The organism is Pseudomonas sp. AC252 (assembly GCF_979258105.1).
The window spans coordinates 5,351,844-5,377,113 of the sequence record NZ_OZ409837.1; the positions used below are offsets into that span (position 1 = coordinate 5,351,844).

At 61.3% G+C, this 25,270-nt stretch carries 23 protein-coding genes; 12 read left to right on the plus strand and 11 right to left on the minus strand.

Annotation, left to right across the window (positions count from 1 at the left end):
* Nucleotides 1–71 precede the first annotated feature (71 nt).
* The 3 genes from ACZZZ4_RS24250 to ACZZZ4_RS24260 are packed head-to-tail and all read left to right on the plus strand — an operon-like array spanning nt 72 to nt 5,547.
* Nucleotides 72–1,316: an exonuclease SbcCD subunit D C-terminal domain-containing protein gene (locus tag ACZZZ4_RS24250; protein ID WP_463549003.1), complete on the plus strand. Its 1,245-nt coding sequence runs from the start codon at nt 72–74 to the stop codon at nt 1,314–1,316.
* Complete coding sequence (locus ACZZZ4_RS24255; RefSeq protein ID WP_463549004.1) at nt 1,313–4,954, plus strand: AAA family ATPase; 3,642 nt, start codon at nt 1,313–1,315, stop codon at nt 4,952–4,954. The genes ACZZZ4_RS24250 and ACZZZ4_RS24255 overlap by 4 nt, the downstream gene beginning before the upstream one ends.
* The gene (locus tag ACZZZ4_RS24260; RefSeq protein ID WP_463538336.1) at nt 4,951–5,547 is read left to right on the plus strand and encodes a glutathione S-transferase; all 597 of its coding nucleotides are present in this window, start codon (nt 4,951–4,953) and stop codon (nt 5,545–5,547) included. Before ACZZZ4_RS24255 ends, ACZZZ4_RS24260 begins: the two co-directional genes overlap by 4 nt.
* Nucleotides 5,548–5,669: 122 nt before the next feature.
* On the opposite strand, the gene ACZZZ4_RS24265 is transcribed toward ACZZZ4_RS24260, so the two are convergent.
* From ACZZZ4_RS24265 to ACZZZ4_RS24300, 8 genes are all read right to left on the minus strand, one after another.
* Complete coding sequence (locus ACZZZ4_RS24265) at nt 5,670–5,927, minus strand: hypothetical protein (protein ID WP_039763921.1); 258 nt, start codon at nt 5,925–5,927, stop codon at nt 5,670–5,672.
* Complete coding sequence (locus ACZZZ4_RS24270) at nt 5,924–6,136, minus strand: hypothetical protein (protein ID WP_129999502.1); 213 nt, start codon at nt 6,134–6,136, stop codon at nt 5,924–5,926. The genes ACZZZ4_RS24265 and ACZZZ4_RS24270 overlap by 4 nt, the downstream gene beginning before the upstream one ends.
* A 351-nt stretch (nt 6,137–6,487) precedes the next feature.
* The gene (locus ACZZZ4_RS24275) at nt 6,488–6,667 is read right to left on the minus strand and encodes a hypothetical protein (protein WP_016775003.1); all 180 of its coding nucleotides are present in this window, start codon (nt 6,665–6,667) and stop codon (nt 6,488–6,490) included.
* Nucleotides 6,668–6,823: 156 nt separating this feature from the next.
* Nucleotides 6,824–7,999, minus strand: coding sequence for a lactonase family protein (locus ACZZZ4_RS24280; protein WP_463549005.1), 1,176 nt, complete (start codon nt 7,997–7,999; stop codon nt 6,824–6,826).
* Nucleotides 7,986–8,297 carry a DUF5629 family protein gene (locus tag ACZZZ4_RS24285; RefSeq protein WP_130911253.1) on the minus strand — a complete coding sequence of 104 codons (312 nt, stop codon included), beginning with the start codon at nt 8,295–8,297 and terminating at the stop codon, nt 7,986–7,988. Before ACZZZ4_RS24285 ends, ACZZZ4_RS24280 begins: the two co-directional genes overlap by 14 nt.
* Nucleotides 8,298–8,521: 224 nt before the next feature.
* A complete protein-coding gene (locus ACZZZ4_RS24290; RefSeq protein WP_463549006.1) occupies nt 8,522–10,102 on the minus strand; it encodes an aldehyde dehydrogenase (NADP(+)) in 1,581 nt (526 codons plus the stop codon).
* A 9-nt stretch (nt 10,103–10,111) separates the two neighbouring features.
* Nucleotides 10,112–11,104: an AraD1 family protein gene (araD1, locus tag ACZZZ4_RS24295; protein WP_463549007.1), complete on the minus strand. Its 993-nt coding sequence runs from the start codon at nt 11,102–11,104 to the stop codon at nt 10,112–10,114.
* 156 nt (nt 11,105–11,260) lie between these two features.
* Complete coding sequence (locus tag ACZZZ4_RS24300) at nt 11,261–12,583, minus strand: MFS transporter (protein WP_024013183.1); 1,323 nt, start codon at nt 12,581–12,583, stop codon at nt 11,261–11,263.
* Nucleotides 12,584–12,775: 192 nt separating this feature from the next.
* Here ACZZZ4_RS24300 and ACZZZ4_RS24305 point away from each other — a divergent pair, with 192 nt between their 5' ends.
* Nucleotides 12,776–14,512, plus strand: a complete 1,737-nt coding sequence (locus ACZZZ4_RS24305) for an IlvD/Edd family dehydratase (RefSeq protein ID WP_110645647.1) — start codon at nt 12,776–12,778, stop codon at nt 14,510–14,512.
* A 196-nt stretch (nt 14,513–14,708) separates the two neighbouring features.
* Nucleotides 14,709–15,428 carry a FadR/GntR family transcriptional regulator gene (locus ACZZZ4_RS24310; RefSeq protein ID WP_016775009.1) on the plus strand — a complete coding sequence of 240 codons (720 nt, stop codon included), beginning with the start codon at nt 14,709–14,711 and terminating at the stop codon, nt 15,426–15,428.
* A 182-nt stretch (nt 15,429–15,610) separates the two neighbouring features.
* On the opposite strand, the gene ACZZZ4_RS24315 is transcribed toward ACZZZ4_RS24310, so the two are convergent.
* A complete protein-coding gene (locus ACZZZ4_RS24315; RefSeq protein WP_137214977.1) occupies nt 15,611–17,995 on the minus strand; it encodes an efflux RND transporter permease subunit in 2,385 nt (794 codons plus the stop codon).
* Entirely contained in the window at nt 17,992–19,035 is a 1,044-nt protein-coding gene (locus ACZZZ4_RS24320; RefSeq protein ID WP_463549008.1) for a WD40/YVTN/BNR-like repeat-containing protein, read from the minus strand. The genes ACZZZ4_RS24315 and ACZZZ4_RS24320 overlap by 4 nt, the downstream gene beginning before the upstream one ends.
* A gap of 450 nt (nt 19,036–19,485) precedes the next feature.
* Here ACZZZ4_RS24320 and ACZZZ4_RS24325 point away from each other — a divergent pair, with 450 nt between their 5' ends.
* The 7 genes from ACZZZ4_RS24325 to ACZZZ4_RS24355 all read left to right on the plus strand — a co-directional run bounded on the left by ACZZZ4_RS24325 (nt 19,486) and on the right by ACZZZ4_RS24355 (nt 24,823).
* On the plus strand, nt 19,486–20,076 hold the full coding sequence (locus tag ACZZZ4_RS24325; RefSeq protein ID WP_007968626.1) for an amino acid synthesis family protein: 591 nt from the start codon (nt 19,486–19,488) through the stop codon (nt 20,074–20,076).
* Between the two features lie 32 nt (nt 20,077–20,108).
* Nucleotides 20,109–20,942 carry an alpha/beta fold hydrolase gene (locus ACZZZ4_RS24330; protein ID WP_129999509.1) on the plus strand — a complete coding sequence of 278 codons (834 nt, stop codon included), beginning with the start codon at nt 20,109–20,111 and terminating at the stop codon, nt 20,940–20,942.
* Nucleotides 20,939–22,420, plus strand: a complete 1,482-nt coding sequence (locus tag ACZZZ4_RS24335) for an aldehyde dehydrogenase (RefSeq protein ID WP_039763902.1) — start codon at nt 20,939–20,941, stop codon at nt 22,418–22,420. Before ACZZZ4_RS24330 ends, ACZZZ4_RS24335 begins: the two co-directional genes overlap by 4 nt.
* A gap of 12 nt (nt 22,421–22,432) precedes the next feature.
* Nucleotides 22,433–22,918, plus strand: coding sequence for a flavin reductase family protein (locus tag ACZZZ4_RS24340; RefSeq protein ID WP_463549009.1), 486 nt, complete (start codon nt 22,433–22,435; stop codon nt 22,916–22,918).
* Between the two features lie 128 nt (nt 22,919–23,046).
* Complete coding sequence (locus ACZZZ4_RS24345; protein ID WP_024013190.1) at nt 23,047–23,436, plus strand: carboxymuconolactone decarboxylase family protein; 390 nt, start codon at nt 23,047–23,049, stop codon at nt 23,434–23,436.
* Nucleotides 23,437–23,493: 57 nt separating this feature from the next.
* Nucleotides 23,494–24,258 (plus strand): GntR family transcriptional regulator, encoded by a 765-nt coding sequence (locus ACZZZ4_RS24350; protein WP_016775014.1) that lies wholly within the window; start codon nt 23,494–23,496, stop codon nt 24,256–24,258.
* A 1-nt stretch (nt 24,259) separates the two neighbouring features.
* Nucleotides 24,260–24,823, plus strand: coding sequence for an NUDIX hydrolase (locus ACZZZ4_RS24355; protein ID WP_024013191.1), 564 nt, complete (start codon nt 24,260–24,262; stop codon nt 24,821–24,823).
* 135 nt (nt 24,824–24,958) lie between these two features.
* Here ACZZZ4_RS24355 and ACZZZ4_RS24360 read toward each other — a convergent pair whose 3' ends face one another.
* On the minus strand, nt 24,959–25,255 hold the full coding sequence (locus tag ACZZZ4_RS24360) for a DUF1330 domain-containing protein (RefSeq protein ID WP_463549010.1): 297 nt from the start codon (nt 25,253–25,255) through the stop codon (nt 24,959–24,961).
* Between the last annotated feature and the right edge of the window lie 15 nt (nt 25,256–25,270).

Consider the following 25,270-nt stretch of genomic DNA (forward strand, 5'->3'; position numbering starts at 1 on the left):
AGTAAACTCCCCTCCTCTCGCCGCCCTTTGTTCCTCGCGGCCACCCTCTTGATCAAAATGCGGAGTCCACCTTGCGTCTGTTCCACACCTCCGACTGGCACCTTGGGCAAAACCTGCACGGCCAGGAGCGCGATTTCGAGCACGCGTGTTTTCTCGAATGGCTGCTGCGCCAGTTGCACTTGGCGCAGCCGGATGTGCTGCTGATCGCCGGGGACATCTTCGATACGGTCAATCCGCCGGTCAAAGCTCAGGAACGCCTTTACGACTTCATCGTCAGCGCTCACGAACAGCAGCCGCTGCTGACCATCGTCATGATTGCCGGCAACCATGATTCCGGCTCACGGATCGAATTGCCCGCGCCGTTGATGCGGCGTTTGCGCACCCATGCGCTGGGTCGGGTGTTGTGGCTGGATGACGGGCAACTGGACGCCGAACGGCTGTTGCTGCCGTTGCCGGATAAAACCGGTGAAATCGCCGCGTGGTGTCTGGCGCTGCCGTTCTTGCGCCCGGCGGAAGTCACTGGCGCGCATCTGGGTGACAACTATCTGCGCGGCATCGGTCAGGTGCATGAATGGCTGATCGCGGCGGCGAATGCCAAGCGCCAGCCCGGTCAGGCGTTGATCGCTATCAGCCACGCGCACATGGCCGGGGGTTCGGTGTCGGAGGATTCCGAGCGCAGCCTGATCATCGGCAATGCCGAAGCGCTGCCCGCCAGCCTGTTCGGCGAAAGCATCAGTTACGTCGCCCTCGGCCATTTGCACAAGCCGCAGAAGGTCAACGGCGAGGAGCGCATCCGCTACAGCGGCTCGCCGATTCCGCTGTCGTTCTCCGAAATCGGTTATCAGCATCAGATTCTCGATGTGGTCCTGGACGGTGAAACTCTGGTCAGCGTCGAGCCGAAATTGATCCCGCGCTCGGTCAATCTGCAACGCATTGGCCCCGCGCCGCTGGCCGAGATCCTGCTGCAACTGGCCGACTTGCCGAACATCGATCTGCTGGCCGAAACCCAGCGCCAGCCATGGCTGGAAGTGCGCGTGCGCCTGGATGAGCCGCAACCGGATCTGCGCCATCAAGTGGAAACCGCACTGCAAGGCAAAGCCGTGCGACTGGTGCGCATCGCCGCTGAATACGCCGGCAATCGTGGCGCCGATGGCAGCGATGACGGCAGCACGTTGATCGAACTCGACCAGCTCACCCCGCAGGAATTGTTCAGCCGCGCCTGGCTCGACAATTACGGCAGCGAGGTCGACGACCAGACGCTCAAGGACTTTGCCGAACTGCTGCAGGACGTGCAACTGGAGGGCGAGCAGCCATGAAGATTCTCGCCATTCGTTTGAAGAACCTGGCCTCGCTGGCCGGGCCGTTTGAGATTGATTTCACCGCTGAACCGCTGGCCAGCGCCGGCCTGTTCGCAATCACCGGCCCGACGGGCGCCGGCAAAAGTACCCTGCTCGATGCCTTGTGTCTGGCGCTGTTCGGCGCCGTGCCGCGCCTGAACAACACCGGTCGCGATGCCAAAGTCCCCGACGCTGACGGAGAGATCGCCACTGGCGACCCGCGCACCTTGCTGCGACGCGGCACCGGTGAAGGCTATGCCGAAGTGGATTTTGTCGGCGTCGATGGCCGCCGCTATCGCGCGCGCTGGGAAGCCAATCGTGCTCGCGAGAAGGCTGGCGGCAAACTCCAGGCCAGTCGGCAGAGCCTGCGCGATATCGATCAGGATCAACTGCTCGCCAGCCAGAAAGGCGAATACAAAACCCAGCTGGAAGCCGCGCTGGGCCTGAACTTTGAACAGTTCACTCGCGCTGTGCTGCTGGCGCAGAGTGAGTTCAGTGCGTTCCTCAAGGCTGACGACAACGACCGCAGTGAACTGTTGGAAAAACTCACCGACACCGCGCTGTACACCCGCCTCGGCCGCCGCGCCTTCGACAAGACCAAAGAGGCCCGCGAAGCCCACAAGCTGTTGCAGGATCAGGCTACCGGCGTGACGCCGCTGGCACCGGAAGCCCGCGCCGAACTCGACGAGCGCTTCAACGCCGCGCAGCAACAGATGAAGGCGCAACAGGCGCAGCTCAAACAGCTTGAGCAACAACACAGTTGGCTGAAGGATTTGCGTCTGTTGCAGGACGCGCAAAAAGCCGCCAGCGAACAACTGCAAAACGCGCAACAGCAATGGCAGGCACTGGCCGGCGAGCGGGTGAAACTGACGCGTCTGGAACAGCTTGGCCCGCAACGCCATCAGTTCGCGCGCAAGGCCGAGCTCGATGCGCTGCTCACGCCACTGGCGACGCAGATTGCCGCGCACACCCAACAACACGCGGCGCTGGGCGAACGCCAGACGCAACTTGCGCAAAACCTCGACGCAGCAAAAGTCGCCCTGAGCGAAGCGCAACAACGCCAGAGCGAAAACGCACCGTTGCTGCGTCAGGCATTCGAAGAACAAAGCACCCTCGCCCGCCTGATCAAGGACACCGCCAGCAGCGCCGAAGCCCGGCAAGCGGCCGAGCAAGCATTCAAGGATGGCCAGAGCGCGATTCAGGCTTTGCAGGAAAAACAGGCTGAAGTCGCCGCGCGCTTGCAACGCATCGCCAGCGAGCTTGAGCAGAGTGCGCATCTGGCGCCGTTGAGCGATGCCTGGAGCGCCTATCGCGATCGTCTGCAACAGCTGATGCTGATCGGCAACCGCTTGAACAAGGGCCAGAGCGAACTGGCGTCCCTTGAACAGAACGCCGCGCGCAGTGCTGAGCAACTAGCCTCGCACAAACAGCAACTTGAAGTGCTGTTCAAAGAGGCCGGCGCAGAGCCCGATGCGGTGGCCGAACAGATCGGCCTGCTCGGCACCTTGCTCCAGGACAACCGCAAACAGCTGCGCGCAATCGAAGACCTGTCGCGCTTGTGGGCGTCTCAGCAGGATCTCGACAAGCGCAGCGCCGAGTTGCAACAACGCCAGCTCGACGCGCAGCAACAACGCGAACGCCTGACCCAGGACGGGGTGAAAACCAAGGCCGAACTGACCGTCGCCGAGCAGACCCTCAGCGTCACTCGGGAACTGCTCGAGCGGCAGCGGCTGGCGCGCAGCGCCAGTGTCGAAGAGTTGCGCGCGCAGTTGCAGGACGATCAGCCCTGTCCGGTCTGCGGCAGCAACGAGCATCCGTATCATCAGCCCGAAGCGCTGTTGCAAAGCCTCGGCCGCCACGATGAAAGCGAACAGGCCAACGTCCAGCAAGTGGTCGATCAGCTCAAGGAAAAACTGATCGAGCTGCGCGGCGAAGTCGGTGGCGTGATCGCACAACAGAAGGAGCTGCTGCAGCAACAGGAACAACTGGCGGCGCAGCAACAAGCCCTGGCGCCGAGCCTCGACGCGCATCCGCTGGCCGCGCAACTGTTCAATCAGGACGCCGACAAACGCGACGCCTGGCTCAGCCGCCAGACCGAGCAGTTGAACCAGAGCATCACTCAGGACGAACAACGGCAAAGCGCCCTGCTCACCTTGCAACAGGACGCCGCGCGCCTGTCGCAACAATTGCGTCAGGCCGAAGTGGCGCATCAGCAAGCGACGCAACAGCTGAGCCATCAGCAGCATGAACTCAACAGCGACCGTCAGCGCCTTGAAGAAGAACTCGCCGCGTTCGGCCCGCTGTTGCCCGCCGACACGCTCGAGGCCTTGCGCCTTGAGCCGGCGGCAACGTTCATGCAGTTGGACCGGCAGATCGCCGAGCGTTTGGCCCAGCTCGAGCAGCAAAAGGAAGAACTGAGCGAACAGCAGCAACGCCAACAAACGCTGGAGAAAGAGCAGGATCGCCAGCAGCTGCGCACTCAGCAACTGCACAGCGCCGAGCAGCAATTCACGGCGTTGACCGAGCAACAGCAAAACTGTCAGGAAAAACTCGCGCAGTTACTGGGCGAGCACAGCAGCGCCGAGCATTGGCAGCAGCAACTGGAACACACGGTGGAACAGGCGCGCAGTGCCGAAACCAGCACCGCTGAGGAGCTGCAAAGCGTGCGCACACAGCTTGTGCAAATCGCTGCAGAACTCAAATCGCAGCAGGAACGCTTGCAGGCGATGGAAGCTGAAGACCAGGCGCTCGCCAACAAGATCGCCGAGTGGCGCGCCAGCCATCCGGAACTGGATGACGGCGGCCTGGAAGACTTGTTGAGCGTTGACGACGCCCAAGTCGCTGAGCTACGCCAGACCCTTCAGCACAACGAAAAAGCCATCGAACAGGCCCAGGTCTTGTTGCAGGAGCGCGATCAGCGACTGCTCGATCATCAGGCCCGGCAGGACGGCACTCTTGACGCCGAACAGCTCGACAGCGCCCTCGCCGAGCTGCAAAACCAGTTCGCCGTCAGCGAGCAGCACTGCGCCGAATTGCGCGCCGAACAGGTTGAAGACCAGCGCCGGCAGAACGCCAATCAGGCGCTGGCCCAGCAGATCGCCGAGGCCTACGCCGAGTACCAGCGCTGGGCGCGGCTCAGTGCCTTGATCGGCTCGGCGACCGGCGACACCTTCCGCAAGATCGCTCAGGCCTACAACCTCGACTTGCTCGTGCATCACGCCAACGCGCAGCTGCGCCAACTGGTCAAACGCTATCGCCTCAAACGCGGCGGCAGCATGCTCGGCCTGTTGGTGATGGACACGGAAATGGGCGACGAACTGCGCTCAGTGCATTCGCTTTCCGGCGGCGAGACGTTCCTCGTATCGCTGGCATTGGCGCTGGGTCTGGCGTCAATGGCGTCGAGCACGCTGAAAATCGAATCGCTGTTTATCGACGAAGGCTTCGGCAGTCTCGATCCGGAATCGCTGCAACTGGCCATGGACGCGCTCGACGGCTTGCAGGCGCAGGGGCGCAAGGTGGCGGTGATTTCCCACGTGCAGGAAATGCACGAACGCATCCCGGTGCAGATTCAGGTGCGACGCCAGGGCAATGGTTTGAGCATGCTGGAGGTGAAATGAACACGCTGTATTCCTTCCGCCGCTGCCCTTACGCGATGCGTGCGCGAATGGCCCTGCGCTATGCGGGCGTGCCGGTGGAGATCGTTGAGGTCAGCCTCAAGAACAAGCCGGCGGAAATGCTCGCGCTCTCGCCCAAAGGCACGGTGCCGGTGCTGAATGCCGATGGCGTGGTGATTGATGAGAGTCTGCAGATCATGCGCTGGGCGTTGGCGCAGAATGATCCGGATGATTGGTTGCTGGCCGGGGATTCGTTCGCAGCGCTGTGGATGGAAAAACTGATAGAGGGTAATGATCAGATTTTCAAATCGGCATTGAATCGCTACAAGTACGCCGAGCGCTACCCTGAGCAGCCGATGGAGGCTTATCGAGCTGAAGGTGCGTTGTTTCTGCAGAAACTGGATGAGCTACTCGAAGGCCGCGCTTATTTGTTGGCCGATCATCCGAGCCTCGCCGACATCGCCCTGCTGCCCTTCGTGCGCCAGTTCGCTCATGTTGATCGCGAGTGGTTCGCGCAGACGCCTTATGTGCGCTTACAAGCCTGGTTACAGCGCTTGCTCGAATCCGAGCTGTTCACTTCAATCATGAAGAAGTAACCCGATTGATCGTTCCCACGCTCCGCGTGGGAATGCCTCAACGGACGCTCCGCGTTCGGCTTTGGAGGGACGCAGAGCGTCCGGGGCTGCATTCCCACGCAGAGCGTGGGAACGATCACTGTCTACGCCAGGGCGTTACACATGCCCAGTGCCATGCAATCCACTTCGAACGGTCCGAGGAAATCGACCGCCACCTTGACCGGCGGATTGCCGGCCATCAGCCCCAGCGTGTTGGCTCGTTCAATGTTGTGCGCGATGTTGTGGTTGGCCTCTATCGCCCGAGCCAAGCCGCCCACCGAGCCCTGGCCAAATCCCAACAGTGAAGCGCCGTTGGTCATCAGCGCAAGGCTGGCGATGACCCAGAGTCTGTAGCCTTTCATGCGCCGCCGACTCCTGCGAGTTCGGCCCGGTCAACCATTGCGCTTTGCGAGCGCAGTTCGAACTGGATGCCGGGGTGGGCGACGTCGATCGGAGCGTCGAAGCTGTGTTCCATCTGTGCGCTGATGCTGACGAACAGCACCACGGCCAAGTACAGACCGATGGCCAGGTAGGCGCCGCGTTTGGCGGAAGTGAGGATTGCGCTGGCCATGGTGTTCTCCGTGGGCAAAGGTTTCGATGGCCACAGAATCAATCAAAAAAGCCGGGGTAACCACTCAGGGTTTGCAATGGTGAACATCAGCTTCGTTGATTATTTAGCCGCTCTATTCCCTCGCTTGAAGAAACCTATGACCGAATGCCGCGCACCACTGATCGTTCCCACGCGCAAATTAATGCCTCTTACTGATCGTTCGATCGTTCCCACGCTCTGCGTGGGAACGATCAAAAACGTAGCGCGTGGGAACGATCGGTGGTGTTGAGCGCGCGCAAAAAGGGCCGTCGAAGGCTGCGATCTTTGACGTAAATCGCAGCCTTCGACAGCCCTTTTCAGGAGACGGGAATTTCAGGCTTGGGTTTTGTGATCCAGCGCGGCGTAGAAGTTGGCGCTTTGTTGCAGGTATTTCTGGGTGTAGCTCTGGGTGTGGGATTTTTTGCTGGCGATTTCGACGTTGGCACCGGCTGGCAATACCACGGTGGCAGAAATGGCGGAAGCGGCGATGACGGAGAAGAGATTGAAGTTCATGGCGGTAACCCTCGTGTTCGTTTGCTTGGTTTGCCCGGTCGGGCTGTGAAACAAACGTAACGCTCGAGGGTTACTCGCTTGAAATCTTTTGTAGCATTAGCCGTTATCAGTGCAATTAATACAACGATGCAGGCCCCGCAGACCGGGGCCTGTGGCTTATTGTCGCACCAGGAATTTAAGATCGCTTGGCGCGTCGATCGGCAGTTTTTGCACGGTTTTGCCGAGCAGACCGGTCTTGGCATCGCGCTCGACGACGACAATCTGGTTGCTCTTCTGGTTGGCAATCAAGACGAATTTTCCGCTCGGATCGAGGGCAAACTCGCGCGGGTGATCACCTTCGACTGAGCGCTTTTGCAGCTCTTTGAGCTGACCGGTCGCTGGATCAATGCCGAACACTACGAGCTGATTGGCCGTGCCGCGATTGCTCACGTAGAGAAACTTCCCATCAGCCGAGGCATGCAGCGCCGCGCCGGCCTTGTCCGAGGTTGGCTGGCCCGCCGCCAGATCGACCAGTTGCGTCTGGGTCAGTACGCCGTCGTTGTAGTCAAACACCGCAACCTGCGCGCTCATCTCCATGGTCAGCCACGCGTGCTTGCCGTCAGCGCTGAACAGCAGATGACGCGGGCCACTGCCGGCCGGCAGTGCCACCGAGGCGGTTTTCGCCGGGGTCAGCGGCAGGTGTGGGTTGGCCTTCGGGTCGTATTGATAGATGAAAACCTTGTCCGCGCCCAAGTCATTGGAGAACACGTAACGACCGTCCGGTGACGACACCGTCGAGTGCACGTGATTCGAGGCTTGGCGCTCAGGGTTGACCCGACTCGCCGGGTGGCCGCTCATCTGCACCACTGGTTTCAGCTGGCCGTCGGCATCGACCGGCAATACCGCCAGGGTGCCGCCCGGATCTTCCATCACCGAGTAGTTGCTGACGAACAGGTGTTTGGCGTCAGCGCTGAGGCTGGAGTGGGTCGGCTCGTTGCCCGGGCTCTGCACCTGATTGATCAGGCTCAGGGCATGGGTCTTCGGGTCGATGGCGAAGCTGCTGACACGACCGACCGGGTCAGTCTGGCCCGGGCCGTTTTCGTTGACCACGAACAAGCGCTTCTGGTCTTTCGAGAGGGTCAGCCACGAAGGGTTTTCGGTCTTGACCACTTGCAGCGGCTTGGCGTCGATCTGGCCGGTGGCGCTGTCGAACTGCATGCGGTAGATGCCTTGGCTGGAACCGGCGGTGTACGAGCCGACCAGCAACTGCAAGGTGTCGGCAGAGGCGCTGGAAAGCCCCATCGCGCCGACGCTGCCGGCCATCAGCAAAGGCCAGAAGTTACGCATTTTCATTATTGTCATCCTCATCGTCGCTGCTGCTGACTACGTCGCCGAGGCACACCAGACGATGCTCGCCCGTGGTCTTGGTGTCGCTGGCGTAACCGACGATCAGCCAGCTCTGCAGCGTCTCATCGAACGTCGCCGCCGCGACCTGCGCCGGGGTGAATTCCCAGTGCTTGGCTTCACGGCCATCGATGCATTCGATGTGCAGGTTATCGTCCTCGTCGAGGGCGAATTCGAAGGCGTGCAGGCCATCGATTTCGACCATACCGCAGTGTTCGAGGGCGTTGAGAAGGGTTTGGGCAGTCATGGCAAACAGTCTTTCTAGGGGGAAAGGGCCAATGATAGCCCATGGCGCCCTGCCCCTTGTGTAGGAGCTGCCGAAGGCTGCGATCTTTTGATCTGATCGTTCCCACGCTCCGCGTGGGAATGCCTCAAGGGACGCTCCGCGTTCCAGTGGGACGCAGAGCGTCCCGGGCTGCATTCCCACGCAGAGCGTGGGAACGATCAAGACACAGGAAATTACGGTGCTGGCTAGATCGCCTCTCGCGATGGCTTGCCATCCACCAGGCGCTGAATCCGCAGCGGGTTGGCGTTTTTCAGCGGTTCGGGCAGCAAGCTGTCCGGGTAGTTCTGGAAGCACACCGGACGCAGGAAGCGATCGATCGCCAGCGTGCCCACCGAGGTGCCGCGCGCATCGGACGTCGCCGGGTACGGCCCGCCATGCACCATCGAATCGCACACTTCGACACCGGTCGGATAACCGTTGAGCAGGATGCGCCCGACCTTCTGTTCCAGCAGTGGCGTCAGTTCGGCGAATTGCTCGAAGTCAGACGGCTCACCAATGATCGTCGCGGTCAATTGACCGTGCAGGCCGTGCAGCGCTGCGCTCAGTTGTGCCTGATCGGCCACTTCGACGATTACCGTGGTCGGGCCGAACACTTCTTCCTGCAGCACTTCGTCACCGTTGATCAACAGGCTGACATCAGCCTTGAACAGCTGCGGCTGCGCTTGGTTGCCCTGCTGCGGATTACCGGCCAGATGCTCGATGCCGCTGTGCGCGAGAAGCTTTTCCAGGCCTTTGCCATAGCTGCCGAGGGTGCCGGCGTTGAGCATGGTTTGCGCCGGTTGATCACCGATCGCAGCGGCGACCTGCTCTACAAACGCGCTGAACTGCGGCGAGCGAATACCGATGACCAGACCCGGGTTGGTGCAGAACTGACCGCAACCCTGCACCACCGAAGCGGTAAGGTCGCGCGCGACGGTTTCCGAGCGCGTGGCCAGTGCCTGGGGCAGGACGATGACCGGGTTGATGCTCGACATCTCGGCAAACACCGGGATCGGTTGCGGACGTGCAGCGGCCATGTCGCACAAAGCGCGACCGCCCTTCAGCGAGCCAGTGAAACCAACGGCCTGAATCGCCGGATGCTTGACCAGCCATTCGCCGACGCCGCCACCGTAGATCATGTTGAACACGCCGGCAGGCATGCCGGTTTTTTCCGCTGCACGAATGATCGCGTCGGCGACCAGTTCAGCGGTGGCCATGTGGCCGCTGTGCGCCTTGAACACCACCGGGCAACCGGCGGCCAGTGCTGCTGCGGTATCGCCACCGGCAGTGGAGAATGCCAGCGGGAAGTTGCTCGCACCAAACACCGCAACCGGGCCGAGGCCGATGCGGTATTGGCGCAGATCCGGACGTGGCAGCGGTTGGCGGTCCGGCAAGGCCAGATCGATGCGTGCGCCATAGAAATCACCGCGACGCAGGACTTTGGCGAACAGACGCATCTGCCCGGTGGTGCGACCGCGCTCGCCCTGAATGCGAGCGGCCGGGAGCGCGGTTTCGCGGCAGACCACGGCGACGAAATCGTCGCCAAGCGCATCCAGTTCATCAGCGACCGAATCGAGGAATTGCGCGCGACGTTCGGCGCTGAGGCTGCGATACGTTGGGTAAGCCGCAGCGGCGGCCTTGGCGGCGGCGTCGACTTCTTCCGCCGTTGCCTGAATGAAATCGTGCGGCAGGGCCTCGCCAGTGCTGGCGTCGACCGAGTGCAGTTTGACGGTGCCGGCGGCGCTGCGCTGACCGCCGATGTAGTTGTGACCGAGAATCTGAGTCATGGGATCTCCTTAAAGGGTGCCGATGCTGTCCGGTTCACAAGCCGCTTTGACCGGTGCGATACCGTTGACCAGCGGAGCGCCGAAGTCGCCCTGGCTGATTTCGAACGTGTCGCCCGGCTGGGTGCGGATGCCGTCGGCAAACGACAGGGTCGCAGTGCCGAAGAAGTGAATGTGCACGTCGCCCGGACGCAGGAACTGACTGTATTTGAAGTGGTGGTATTCGAGGTTCGCCAGGCTGTGGCACATGTTGGCCTCGCCGCTGAGGAACTCGTTCTGCCAGAGCACTTCGCCGTCACGCAGGATTCGGCTGGTGCCGGCAAGGTGTTGAGGCAATTCACCGGTGCGAAGTTCCGGACCATAACTGCAACTGCGCAATTTCGAGTGCGCCAGGTACAGGTAATTCTTGCGCTCCATGACGTGGTCGGAGAACTCGTTGCCTACCGCAAAACCGAGGCGATACGGCTTGCCGTCGTTGCCAATGATGTACAGGCCGGCCATCTCCGGCTCTTCGCCGGCATCTTCGGCGAACGGCGGCAGCGGGAACGGCTGCCCCGGACGCACGACGATGCTGCCGTCGCCCTTGTAGAACCACTCTGGTTGCACGCCGGCCTGCCCCGCCGCCGGTTTGCCACCCTCCACGCCCCATTTGAAAATGCGCATGGTGTCGGTCATCGCCGCTTCATCGCCGGCCTGCTGGTGCATCTTGTCCCGGGCCGAGGCACTGCCCAAATGGGTCAGGCCGGTACCGCTGACCAGCATGTGTGCCGGGTCCGGGTGATCGAGTGGCGGCAGGATGCGCAGGTCTTTGAGCAACTGCGCGTAGTCGTGGCTGGCGCCGAAGCCGAGGCCTTGTACTTGCTGCTCAAGCGAACCGCCGGCTTCGATCGCGGACAGAGCCAGATCGCGCACGCTGCGCGCGTCCTGCACTTCGCGGACCTGACCGTTGTCGACCACGCCGACACGGCGCTCACCGTTGGGTAATTCGAATTGAACCAGATGCATATGTCCTCTCCTTTATCCAAAATTCCGAAACACCGCAAAACCCTGTGGGAGCTGGCTTGCCAGCGATAGCAACCTGTCTGACACATCAATGTTGGATGTGCCGCCGTCATCGCTGGCAAGCCAGCTCCCACAGGGGTGGTAATTGATCCATAGGTGTCAGGTTCGGGTCGCGCCACGGGCGCTGGCGGCGAACTGGTCGACGGGCAGCACATGCTTGCGTTCCAGAACGCGATAAACGATGCCGGTGAGAATCAGTCCGAACACCATCACGCCCGAGAGGAAATACAGCCCCGAAGCCAGATTGCCGGTGTATTCCTTCAACGCGCCGATCACGAACGGCCCGATGTAGCCGCCGAGGTTGCCCACCGAGTTGATCAAGGCAATCCCCGCCGCCGCACTGGCGCCAGCAAAGAAACGCCCGGGCAAGGTCCAGAACACCGCTGTGCACGAGAACAACGCGAATGCCACCAGACACAGCGCCGCCAGTTGCGCCACCGGCAGCGACAGCCAGGCACTGAGGAACAGGCCCAGCGCACCGAGCACATAGAGCACCGCCAAGTGGCCGTAGCGATCATTCAAACGATCGGAGCTGCGCGGAATGATCAGCAGACCGATGATCCCGAAAATGTACGGCACGGAAGAAACGAAACCGGTGACCAGATCGCTGCCGCCGAACTGTTTGATCAGCGTCGGCAGCCACAGGCCGAGGCCATAAATGCTCAGGGTCACTGGCAGATAGAACAGCGCCAGCAGCAACACGCGTTTGTCTTTCAGCGCATGCAATGGATTGCCGTGGCGGGTCTGGCCGTACTCCTGCAGATCCTTTTTCAGCTCGCCGGTCAGCCAGTCTTTTTCCGCCTGATCCATCCACTTCACTTGCTGCGGGCCGTCCGGCAGCCAGCGCAGCACCGGCCATGTCAGCAGGATTGCCGGGGTGCCGATGACGATGAACAGCCACTGCCAGCCGTGCAGACCAAGGATGCCGTCCATGCCCAGCAAACCGCCGGACACGGGACCGGTGATCATCATCGCAATGGGTTGCGAGAGGATGAACAGGCCGAGGATCTTGCCGCGATGGCGCACCGGGAACCACTGGGTGATGTAGTACAGCACGCCGGGGAAGAAGCCCGCCTCCGCCGCGCCGAGCAGAAAGCGCATCACATAGAAGCTGTGCGGCCCTTGCACGAAGGCCATGCCGATGGTGATCGCGCCCCAGGTGATCATGATCCGCGCGAACCAGCGCCGTGCGCCGAAGCGTTCGAGCATCAGGTTGCTGGGGATTTCGAGAAGAAAGTAGCCGATGAAAAACAGCCCGGCGCCGAGGCCATAGGCGGCGTCGCCGATGCCAATGTCGGCGCCCATGTGCAGCTTGGCAAAGCCGACGGCGGAGCGATCCACATAGGCGATCAGGTACAGCAGGATCAGGAAGGGAATCAGTTTCAGTGTGATGCGCCGGACAAGCCGCAATTCCTGGCTCATGAGATCGGTCTCCGATTGTTGTTTTTATAGAACCTCGGGGGACGCCTCTCGCCGAAACAGCCAGGGCCATCCCTCCGTCAAAAACGACTATATAGTAATACTAATTACCCAACAACACTTCCAAAGCGCAGATTTTGAGCTTAGATTAAGCGTCAGCTCGCAAACAATAGTCTTACAATAAGAGAATCGATCATGTCTGATAAGAAACCCACCCTGCGCTCCGCCCAATGGTTTGGCACGGCCGACAAGAACGGCTTCATGTACCGCAGCTGGATGAAGAATCAGGGCATCGCCGACCATCAGTTCCACGGCAAGCCGATCATCGGCATCTGCAATACCTGGTCGGAACTGACTCCGTGCAACGCGCACTTCCGCCAGATCGCGGAGCACGTCAAACGCGGGGTGATCGAGGCCGGTGGTTTTCCGGTGGAATTCCCGGTGTTTTCCAACGGCGAATCGAACCTGCGCCCGACTGCCATGCTCACCCGCAACCTGGCGAGCATGGACGTTGAGGAAGCGATTCGCGGCAACCCGATCGACGGCGTCGTGCTGCTCACCGGTTGCGACAAAACCACTCCGGCGCTGTTGATGGGCGCGGCCAGTTGCGACGTGCCGGCCATCGTCGTCACCGGCGGGCCGATGCTCAACGGCAAGCACAAAGGCAAGGACATCGGCTCGGGCACCGTGGTCTGGCAGCTCAGCGAACAGGTCAAGGCCGGCACCATCACCATCGATGACTTCCTCGCAGCCGAGGGCGGCATGTCGCGTTCGGCGGGCACCTGCAACACCATGGGCACCGCGTCGACCATGGCGTGCATGGCTGAAGCGCTGGGCACTTCGCTGCCGCACAACGCGGCGATTCCGGCTGTGGATGCACGCCGTTATGTGCTGGCGCACATGTCCGGCATGCGTGCGGTGGAGATGGTTCGCGAAGATTTGAAACTGTCGAAGATCCTAACCAAGGAAGCCTTCGAGAACGCCATTCGCGTCAACGCTGCCATCGGCGGTTCGACCAACGCCGTGATTCACTTGAAAGCCATCGCCGGGCGCATCGGCGTCGAGCTGGACCTGGACGACTGGACGCGCATCGGTCGCGGCATGCCGACCATCGTCGACCTGCAACCGTCCGGGCGTTTCCTGATGGAAGAGTTCTACTACGCCGGTGGTTTGCCAGCGGTGCTGCGCCGCCTGGGTGAAGCCAATCTGATCCCCAACCCGAACGCACTGACCGTCAACGGCAAGTCCATCGGCGAGAACACCAAGGACGCGCCGATCTATGGCGAAGACCAAGTGATCCGCACCCTCGACAATCCGATTCGCGCTGACGGTGGCATCTGTGTGTTGCGCGGCAATCTGGCGCCGTTGGGCGCGGTGCTCAAGCCGTCCGCCGCTAGCGCTGAACTGATGCAGCATCGCGGTCGCGCGGTGGTGTTCGAGAACTTCGACATGTACAAGGCGCGGATCAACGATCCGGAGCTGGACGTCGATAAGGATTCGATTCTGGTGATGAAGAACTGCGGGCCGAAGGGTTATCCGGGCATGGCCGAAGTCGGCAACATGGGTTTGCCAGCCAAGCTGTTGGCAGAAGGCGTGACCGACATGGTGCGTATTTCCGATGCACGGATGAGCGGCACGGCGTATGGCACGGTGGTTCTGCACGTCGCGCCGGAAGCGGCAGCGGGCGGGCCTTTGGCGGCGGTGCAGGAAGGCGACTGGATCGAACTCGATTGCGCCAGCGGCCGTTTGCATCTGGACATTCCGGATGCTGAACTGGCCGCACGCATGGCTGATCTGCAAGCGCCGCAGCAGTTGTTGGTGGGCGGTTATCGTCAGTTGTACATCGATCACGTGCTGCAGGCGGATCAGGGTTGCGACTTTGACTTTCTGGTCGGTTGCCGTGGTGCCGAGGTTCCGCGTCACTCCCATTGACCCCCCACTGATCGTTCCCACGCTCCGCGTGGGAATGCAGCCCGGGACGCTCCGCGTCCCTTTCAGAGCTGGAACGCGGAGCGTCCCTTGAGGCATTCCCACGCAGAGCGTGGGAACGATCATTGCCTACCTCAAGATTGTGCCGTGCCTGCTATGATGCGCGGCATCTCCATCGCTCAGGATCGCGCCACTCCCCATGGATTACCGCAAACCTTCCGACCGTAAAAGCATGCACTCGCGCATCGTCCAGGAATTGGGCATGCAGATCGTCTCCGGACGCTTTTTGCCCGACGACAAACTGCCCGCCGAAGCCCTGCTCTGCGAGGAGTACGCGGTCAGTCGGCCGGTGTTGCGCGAAGCGACTCGAGTGCTGGTGGCCAAGGGGTTGGTGTATTCCAAACCGCGCGTGGGCACGGTCGTCAAGGCGCGCCGCGAGTGGCACATGCTCGACCCGGACGTGCTGCACTGGCTGATGCAAAGCAGCCCGCAGAATGAATTCTTCAACGTGCTGACCAGTGTGCGCAGCATCATCGAACCGGCCGCCGCCGCCCTCGCCGCTCAGCATGCGACGGATGCCGACATCGCCGCGATCAACGAAGCCTACCAACGCATGGAAGCCGCGCCGACCCCGGAAGCGCTGTTGCAGCCGGACCTGGACTTCCACAGCCGCATTGCCGATGCCACGCACAACGACCTGCTGGCGAACCTGTGCAACATGTTGGCGGTAGCGATCGCCGAGGCGTTGAAGCATTCCAATCAACGGCCGAATCTGCATGAACTGGCGTTGCCCAGGCACAAGGCGATTCTGACGGCAATTGAAAATCGCGACGCGCTGGGTGCCCGGCATGCGACGCTGGTGCAGCTGGATGATGCGCGCAGTGCGTTGAGTGTGGTGCTGGGTGCTGAGCTCACTTAGAGCTGAAGATCGGCCTGTGGGAGCGAGCCTGCTCGCGAAAGCGGTCTGCCTGTGACATTTGTGCTGTCTGACACTCTGCCTTCGCGAGCAGGCTCGCTCCCACAGGGGAATCGGCGCCTGGTTCAAAAATAACAAAGCCGCAACCCCTCAAGGTTGCGGCTTTGTCGTTTCAGGCCTTCAGATCAGTGGGCAAACAACGAATTACCCTTCTGCCCCGCCAGTTTCTCCGGCTTGATCAGGAACTTCGCCAGCGCTGGCAACAGCCACAGCGCGCCGAACATGTTCCACAGCAGCATGAAGGTCAGCATCAGGCCCATGTCGGCCTGGAACTTGATCGCCGAGAAGATCCAGGTACACACGCCGATCGCCAGGCACAGGCCGGTGAACAGCACGGCTTTACCGGTGGACTTCAGCGTTTGGTAATAGGCTTCCTGCAACGGCAGCCCGGCACGCAGGAAACTTTCCAGTCGGCTGTAGATGTAGATACCGTAGTCCACACCAATCCCCACGCCCAGCGCCACCACTGGCAGCGTCGCGACTTTCACGCCGATGCCCATGAACGCCATCAGCGCGTTGCCGAGTACCGAGGTCAGCACCAGCGGCAGGACGATGCACAGGGTTGCAGCCCAGGAGCGGAAGGTGATCATGCACATCACCGCGACGCAGATGTACACCAGGATCAGGATGGTCAGCTCGGCCTGTTTGATGACTTCGTTGGTGGCCGCTTCGATCCCGGCGTTACCAGCGGCGAGGATGAATTCCAGGCCGTCCTTGTTGTTTTCCTTGGCGAATTCCTGCACCGCGCTCACCGCACGATCGAGGGTCTCAGCTTTGTGATCGTTGAGGAACACCAGCACTGGCGCCAGCGAGCAGCTGTTGTTGTACAGGCCATCGGCGCGGGCGATCGAGTTGTTCAGTACGTCCGGGTTGCGCGACAGGGTTTCCCATTTCAGGTTGCCCTCGTTCATGCCCTTGATCATCTGCTTGGACACGGTCACCAGCGAGATCGCCGACTGCACGCCCTCGGTGTTCTGCATCTTCCACATCAGTTGATCGATCGGCGCCATGGCTTCGTAGCGCGAGCAGCCTTCGGCCTTGGTCTTGACCATCACCACCAGCACGTCGGAGCTGGTGGAGTAGTTGCTGATGATGAAGTTGTTGTCCTTGTTGTAGCGCGAGTCCGGACGCAGTTCCGGCGCGCCCTGGTCGAGGTCGCCGATCTTCAGGTTCTGGCTGTACCAGAGGCCGCCACCGAAGGCGATCAGCGCCAGCGCTACCGAAATCGGTGCGACTTTCGGGCTGGCGAAGTTCGACAGCAGGCGCCAGAACGGGTGTTCGCGGTTGGCGTCCTTCTTGCTCTTGGCAATCGCGCGCTTGCTGATGCCGACATAGGAAATCGCCACCGGCAGCAGGATCAGGTTGGTGAACACGATCACCGCAACGCCGATGGACGCGCCGATCGCCAGTTCACGGATCACCCCGATGTCGATGATCAGCAGGGTGATGAAGCCCACCGCATCGGCCAGAATCGCGATCATCCCCGGCAGGAACAACTGGCGGAAGGTGCGCCGCGCAGCGGTCAGGGCGTTATCGGCCTCGCTGGATTGCAGGGCGATACCGTTGATTTTCTGCACGCCGTGGGAAATGCCGATGGCGAAAATCAGGAACGGCACCAGCATCGAATACGGGTCGAGCCCGAAGCCGAAGAAGTGCATCAACCCCAGTTGCCAGACCACCGCCACCAGCGTCGTGCTCAACACCGCAATGGTGCTGCGCAGGCAGTTGGTGAACCACAGCAGCAGAATCAGGGTGATGACGAAGGCGACACCGAAGAACAGCACCACCATCACCAGACCGTCGATCAGGTCACCGACTTTCTTGGCGAAACCGACGATGTGGATCTTGATGTTGGGGTTCTGCGCTTCGAACTTGTTGCGGATCTTGTCTTCGAGTTCATGGGAGAACTGGCGATAGTCCAGCGCCAGCAACTTGCCCTGATCCTGCGGGTCCGGATAGGCCTCGAGCAGCGGGATGTCGACGATGCTCGACTTGAAGTCGTTGGCCACCAGACGTCCGACCTGGCCGGACTTGAGCACGTTGTTGCGCAGCAGATCGAGGCTGTCCTGGGAGCCGTTGTAGCTCTGCGGAATCACTTCACCGCCGGCGAAACCCTCTTCGGTCACTTCGGTCCAGCGTACGCTCGGGCTCCACAGCGATTTGAGGCCGGAACGATCGACGCCGGAAATGTAGAACACTTCGTCGTTGATCTGGCGCAGGGTCTCCATGTACTCCTTGGAGAAAATGTCGCCGTCGGTGGCTTCCACCGAAATACGCACGGTGTTGCCGAGGTTCGCCAGATCGTTGCGGTGCTCCATCATCTTTTCGATGAAGGGATGCTGCAGCGGGATCATTTTTTCGAAACTGGTCGACGGCCGAATCAGCGTGGCCTGCCAGAACAGGAAAATGCTCACCACCAGGCAGATCAGGATCACGGCCGGGCGGTTGTTGAAGATCAGGCGCTCGAGAACCGTCGCCTTTTCCTGCTGAGGAGTGATCAAGGAAGTCATAGCCCCGCCTTCTTGTTATTGGTCTCGGCACCGTTTGGCTGGGTGATGTGCAAACCACCCTGCCCGGTCAGAATCAGGTTGCCGTTGCCGGCGGCGGTGACCGACGACAGCGAAATGCGATCCGGGCGGTTGAACACGCTGAAGGTTTCGCCGTTGTCGCTGCTGCTGATCACCGAGCCGCCGTTGCCGACGATGACGATCGAGCCGTCTTCCAGAAGCGTGCCGCCGGACAGGCCGAACTCCAGCGCACCGCGTGCGGCTTTGAGTTCGACCTGCTCCCAGTTGCTGCCGAAATCGGTGGAGCGATAAAGATTGCCGCGCAAGCCGTACGCCAGCAGGGTCTGCGCTTGCGCCGTGCCGATCACGCCGAACAGTGAACCTTCGTACGGGCCTTCGAGTTTTTCCCAGGTCTGGCCGTCATCGGCGGAGCGGAACATGCTGCCGGACTCGCCGACGATGAACAGCCCGGCGTCTTTCACGGCGGCGATGGCGTTGAGGTGGAACTGGTCTTCGTTGTCGAGGCGATCGCTGACGTCTTCCCAGTGCTTGCCGCCGTCGGTGGTCTCCAGCAGCGTGCCGTAGGCGCCCACGGCAAAGCCGCTGCTGGCGTCCTTGAACCAGACGTCGAGCAGCGGCGATTCACGTGCAAGGTCTTCGAATTGTTTGGTCCAGGTCAGACCGCCGTCTGCGCTGGCGAGAATCTGCGCGTCGTGGCCCACGGCCCAACCGTTTTTGTCGTCGACGAAATACACGGCGGTGAGCAGTTGCCGGGTCGGCACCTTGGCCTGGGTCCAGGTCTTGCCCTGGTCATCGGAATAGACGATGTGCCCGCGATCGCCGACCGCGACCAGACGCGCGCCAGCGTGGACGACATCGAGAATGAGGCTTTTGGCGGCCTTGGCCGATTCGGTGGCATAGACCACGTCAGCCGGGGCCTCGGCCGCAATCACAGGTGCCGATAACGTGGCAAAGCCCAGCAGCGAGAGTGCTGTGGCCAGCAACGCGGTGTTGCGTAACGCCGGCGGGCGGCAACGACTCATAGACCTTCCCCTATTTATTATTGTTGGGCCATCGGGCCTTCAAGGGCGCCGCAAGGGTGCTCGGCTGGTGGCGTTTCGGAAGCATAGTCCTGAAACCCGCAATCCAGAGCCCCTTCGGAAGCTGGCTCATCCTATCGGGCTTTGCAAATGTCTGACAATCGGCGCCACGTTATCTTTTGTTAACCGAAAGCGGCCTTCTGTAACGAAGAAATTCCCCTGTGGGAGCGAGCTTGCTCGCGAAAGCGCCGGATCAGTCAACATTTGAGTTGAATGACACACCGCCTTCGCGAGCAAGCTCGCTCCCACAGGGGTTGGTGGTGAGTGCGGGATTTGAATACATGACCATTCGCCGGGGTGATGAGGCAAATCTCTTCAGAGGGACTTGCAGGATCGGTATTATGGTATACCATCAGACGCACAGACACTCTCAATCCCCCAACGGAGCAGCTCATGAGTTTCGAAATTCGCAAGATCGTCAGCTATGTCGAAGAAACCTTCATCGAAGGCGGCAAGGCTACTGACAAGCCGGTGACCATGGTCGGCCTCGCCGTGGTGATGAAGAACCCCTGGGTGGGCAACGGTTTTGTCGAAGACCTCAAGCCGCAGATCCGCGCCAACTGCTCCGACCTCGGCGCAATGATGGTCGAGCGTCTGGTCGGCATTATCGGCGGTGCCGAGAAGATCGAGGCTTACGGCAAAGCGGCGGTAGTCGGCGCTGATGGCGAGATCGAGCACGCGTCGGCGGTGATCCACACCCTGCGCTTCGGCAACCACTACCGCGAAGCGGTGAAAGCCAAGAGCTACCTGAGCTTCACCAACAAGCGCGGCGGTCCGGGCACTTCGATTCAGATCCCGATGATGCACAAGGACGACGAAGGCCTGCGTTCGCACTACATCACTCTGGAAATGCAGATCGAAGACGCGCCGCGTGCCGACGAAATCGTCGTCGTGCTGGGTTGCGCCGACGGTGGCCGCCTGCACCCGCGCATCGGTAACCGCTACATCGATCTGGAAGAACTGGCTGCCGAAAAAGCCCAGTAATCACAACAAGAAAGGCATTGCAGGAGCGCTCCATGATTCGGCTCACCGCTGAACTCACCCCGGCTGGCACCAGTTACCTGGCGACCGGCCAAGGCCAGCCCGTGGTTTTGATCCACGGCGTGGGCCTGAATAAAGAAATGTGGGGCGGGCAGATTGTCGGCCTCGCCAGCCAGTACCAGGTGATCGCCTACGACATGCTCGGCCACGGCGCCAGCCCGCGCCCGGCCAGCGGCACCGACCTGCTCGGTTACGCCGATCAGTTGCTCGAGCTGCTTGATCACTTGAATGTGCCGCAGGCAGCGGTGATCGGTTTCTCCATGGGCGGCCTGGTCGCGCGGGCCTTTGCCTTGCATTACCCGGAGCGCCTGCAAAGCCTGGTGGTGTTGAACAGCGTGTTCAACCGCAGCGAAGAACAGCGTGCCGGCGTCATCGCTCGCACCGCGCAGGCTGCCGAACATGGCCCGGACGCCAATGCCGAAGCGGCGTTGTCCCGCTGGTTCAGCCGTGAATATCAGGCGGCCAACCCGGCGCAGATCGCTGCATTGCGCCAGACCTTGGCCAACAACGATCCGCAGGGCTACCTGACCACCTACGAATTGTTTGCCACCCAGGACATGTACCGCGCCGACGACCTGAGCAGTATTCAGGCGCCGACGCTGATCGCCACCGGCGAACTCGACCCCGGCTCGACCCCGGAAATGGCCGAGCAACTGGCCCGACGCATCCCCGGTGCGAAGGTTGCCGTGCTGCCCGAGCAACGGCATATGATGCCGGTAGAGTCGCCGCGTCTGGTCAACCAGATGCTGCTGGAATTTCTCCAATTCGCACACTCCCGACAAAACCATATAAAGGGGATCGTTGCATGACACTCGCACGCTTCCAGATGTGCATCGGCGGAGACTGGGTCGACGCCCTCTCCGGCAAGACCTTCGAAAGCCTCAACCCGGCCTCCGCGCAAGCCTGGGCGGAACTGCCCGACGCCGATGAAGCGGACGTCGAACGCGCCGTGCAAGCGGCGCAAACGGCCTTCGACAGCCCGGCGTGGCGCGGCCTCACCGCCACCGCGCGCGGTAAACTGCTGCGCCGTCTCGGTGATCTGATCGCAGAAAACAAGGAACACCTGGCGCAGCTGGAAAGCCGCGACAACGGCAAGCTGATCCGCGAAACCCGTGGCCAGGTCAGCTATCTGCCGGAGTTTTTCCACTACACCGCAGGCCTCGCTGACAAGCTTGAAGGCGGCACCCTGCCGCTGGACAAGCCTGACCTGTTTGCCTACACCGTGCACGAAGCCATGGGTGTGGTCGCCGCGATCATTCCGTGGAACAGCCCGCTGTACCTGACAGCGATCAAACTGGCCCCGGCCCTCGCCGCCGGCAACACGATTGTGATCAAGCCGTCCGAGCACGCCTCGGCGACCATTCTCGAACTGGCGCGTCTGGCCCTTGAAGCCGGAATTCCGCCGGGTGTGGTCAACGTCGTCACCGGTTACGGGCCGAGCACCGGCGCCGCCCTCACCCGCCATCCGCTGATCCGCAAGATCGCCTTCACCGGCGGCGCGGCCACGGCGCGGCATGTAGTACGCAGCAGCGCCGAGAACTTCGCCAAGCTGTCGCTGGAACTGGGCGGCAAGTCGCCGAATATCATCTTCGCCGACGCCGATCTCGACAGTGCGATCAACGGCGCGATTGCCGGCATCTACGCGGCGTCCGGGCAGAGCTGCGTGTCCGGTTCGCGCTTGCTGGTGCAGGACGAAATCTACGACGAGTTCGTCAATCGTCTGGTCGAGCGCGCCCAGCGCATCCGCATCGGCAACCCGCAGGAAGACCACAGTGAAATGGGCCCGATGGCCACTGCGCAGCAACTGGCGGTGGTCGAAGGACTGGTCGCCGATGCGATCGCCGAAGGCGCGCGCTTGCGCACCGGCGGCAAGCGTCCGAGCGATGTTGGCGAAGGCTGGTTCTACGAGCCGACGCTGTTCGAATGCGACCGCAATTCGATGAAGATCATGCAGGAAGAAGTCTTCGGCCCGGTGGCTTCGGTGATTCGTTTCAAAGACGAAGCCGAAGCGCTGGCGATCGCCAATGACTCACAGTTCGGCCTCGCCGCCGGCATCTGGACCCGCGACCTCGGTCGCGCCCATCGTCTGGCGCGCGATGTGCGCTCGGGGATTATCTGGGTCAACACTTACCGCGCGGTGTCGGCGATGGCGCCGATCGGCGGCTTCAAGAACAGTGGCTATGGACGCGAAAGCGGCATCGACTCGGTGCTGGCCTACACCGAACTGAAAACGGTGTGGATCAACCTCTCCCAGGCGCCAATGCCTGATCCGTTTGTGATGCGCTAGGAGTCCTGCGAAATGATCGAACCCGGCATTTACAAAGACGTCATGAGCTCGTTCCCGTCCGGCGTCACGGTGGTCACCACCCTCGACCCGGACGGCGGCATCGTCGGCATCACCGCCAGCGCGTTCAGCGCGCTGTCGATCGACCCGGCGCTGGTGCTGTTCTGCCCCAATTACGCGTCCGACACCTACCCGGTGCTGCGCGACAGCAAGAAATTCGCCATCCACTTGCTCTCCGCCGAGCAGACCGCCGAAGCCTACGCGTTCGCCGGCAAGGGCAAAGAAAAGGCCCAGGGCATCGAGTGGCACCTGAGCGATCTGGGCAACCCGATTCTGGCCAAGGCCACGGCGATCATCGAGTGCGAGTTGTGGCGTGAATACGACGGCGGCGATCACGCGATCATTGTCGGCGCAGTGAAGAACCTGATCCTGCCCGAGCAACCGGTGACGCCGATGATTTATCACAAGGGCAAGCTGGGTGCGTTGCCGACCCTTGTTTGAGAACAATGCAAAACCCTGTGGGAGCTGGCTTGCCAGCGATGGCGACGGGACATTCAACATCAATGCTGACTGAACTACCGCTATCGCTGGCAAGCCAGCTCCCACAGGATTGAGGTGAGGCGAAAGAAATGAGTAACGAAAAGTATGAAAAAGGCCTGCAGATCCGCACGCAGGTGCTCGGCGAAGCCTACGTGCAACGCTCGATCGAGAACGCCGACGATTTCACCCGTCCGCTGCAGGAAATGGTCACTGAATACTGCTGGGGCCATGTCTGGGGGCGTGAGGGTCTGTCGCTCAAGGAGCGCAGCATGATCAACCTGGCGATGATCTCGGCGCTCAACCGCCCGCATGAACTCAAGCTGCATGTGCGTGGCGCCTTGCGTAACGGCCTGAGTCGTGAGCAAATACGCGAAATTCTGCTTCAGGTCGGCATTTATTGCGGCGTTCCGGCGGCCGTGGACAGTTTCCGGCTGGCCCGTGAAGCCTTTGCCGAAGCCGACGCCGAGGCCTCCAGTTAACCCTCGGCTGTTTTGATGCCCGTCTGGCATGGACAGCCAAGCTCAAGAGCGGACCCCATGAAACGCCAGCCACTCGACGACAGCTTCAAGGTCAATCGCAATCCCGTTACCCTGCGCGAAATCGTGCTGGACAAACTGCGTAGCGCGATCATGAATTTCCAGCTCATGCCAGGGGATCGCCTGGTCGAACGCGACCTCTGTGATCGCCTCGGTGTCAGCCGCACTTCGGTGCGCGAAGCCTTGCGTCACCTCGAATCCGAAGGCCTGGTGGAATTCGCCGACGCCAAAGGCCCGCGCGTAGCCATCATCACCCTTGACGACGCTGTCGATATCTACGAACTGCGTTGCGTGCTCGAAGGCCTGATCGTCCAGCTGTTTACCCTGCGCGCCAAAGCCAAGGACATCAAAGCTTTGGAAAAAGCCCTTGATGACAACCGCAAGGCGCTCAAGGACGGCGAGCTGCAACAGGTGATCGACTCGGTGCAGGGTTTCTACGACGTGCTGCTCGAAGGCTCGGGCAACCATGTCGCCGCCACGCAATTGCGCCAGTTGCAGGCGCGCATCAGCTATCTGCGCGCGACCTCGGTCTCCCAGGAAAACCGACGCGGCGCGAGTAATCACGAGATGGAAAAAATGGTCGAGGCGATCAAGAGCGGTGATCCGCTGGCGGCGCATCAGGCGTGTGTTGATCACGTCCGCGCGGCCGCCGCCGTGGCCCTCGATTATCTCAAGCGCAAGCAGGAAGAAACCGGCGTCGCCGTCAAAGGCACTCCGGCGATCACCCTGCCGATCGCGCTGAAAGAACCCCGCATAGGTCAATGACATGTTCAGCCCGAGCTTTTGCCCGAAATGCGGTGGCCCTGACCTCGGTCAGCAGACGCCGCCGGGTGATACGCACGAGCGCCTGATGTGCCGCGGCTGCGGCTATATCCACTACGTCAATCCGAAGATCATTGCCGGCTGCATCATCGAGCAGGACGGCAAATACCTCCTGTGCCAACGGGCGATCCCACCACGCCCGGGCACCTGGACGCTGCCGGCCGGGTTCATGGAAAGCGGTGAAACCACCGAGCAGGCGGCGCTGCGCGAAGTCTGGGAAGAAAGCGGCGTGCGCGCGGAAATCGTCTCGCCGTATTCGATTTTCAGCGTGCCGAAGATCAGCGAGGTGTACATCATCTTCCGCGCCATCGCCCTCGAGATTACCGGGCAGTACGGGCCGGAGACCATGGATTACAAGTTCTTCGCCCCGGAAGAGATTCCGTGGGAGCAGATCTACTACCCGGCGATCCGGCAGATCCTCGAGCGCTATATCGAAGAGCGCCAAGCCGGGGTCTACGGGATTTACATGGGCAATGATGACAGCGGCAAGATTCATTTCATGCGCTAAAAATCACCTGCCCCCTGATCGTTCCCACGCTCCGCGTGGGAATGCCTCTACGGACGCTCCGCGTTCGGCTCTGGATGGGACGCAGAGCGTCCCGGGCTGCATTCCCACGCGGAGCGTGGGAACGATCAATGCGGCTTAAATCGGGGCAACGCCCTCAACGATGATGATCTCCGCCCTCGCCCATTCCTCGCGGTAACTCTTCGCCTCCTGATACGCCGCCGAGCGGTAGCACGCCACGGCTTTCTCATAGCTCTCAAACTCGATGATCACTGTGCGCTGTGGCGTCTGCCGTCCTTCCAGCGCCTCGCTGCGCCCGCCTCTGGCGACAAACTTGCCGCCGAATGCGGCAATCGCCTGCGGAGTGCGCTGGGTGTATTGGCTGTAGTGCTCGGCATCGGCTATATCCACATGTGCAATCCAGTACGCCTTCATAGTGACCTCTTTGTT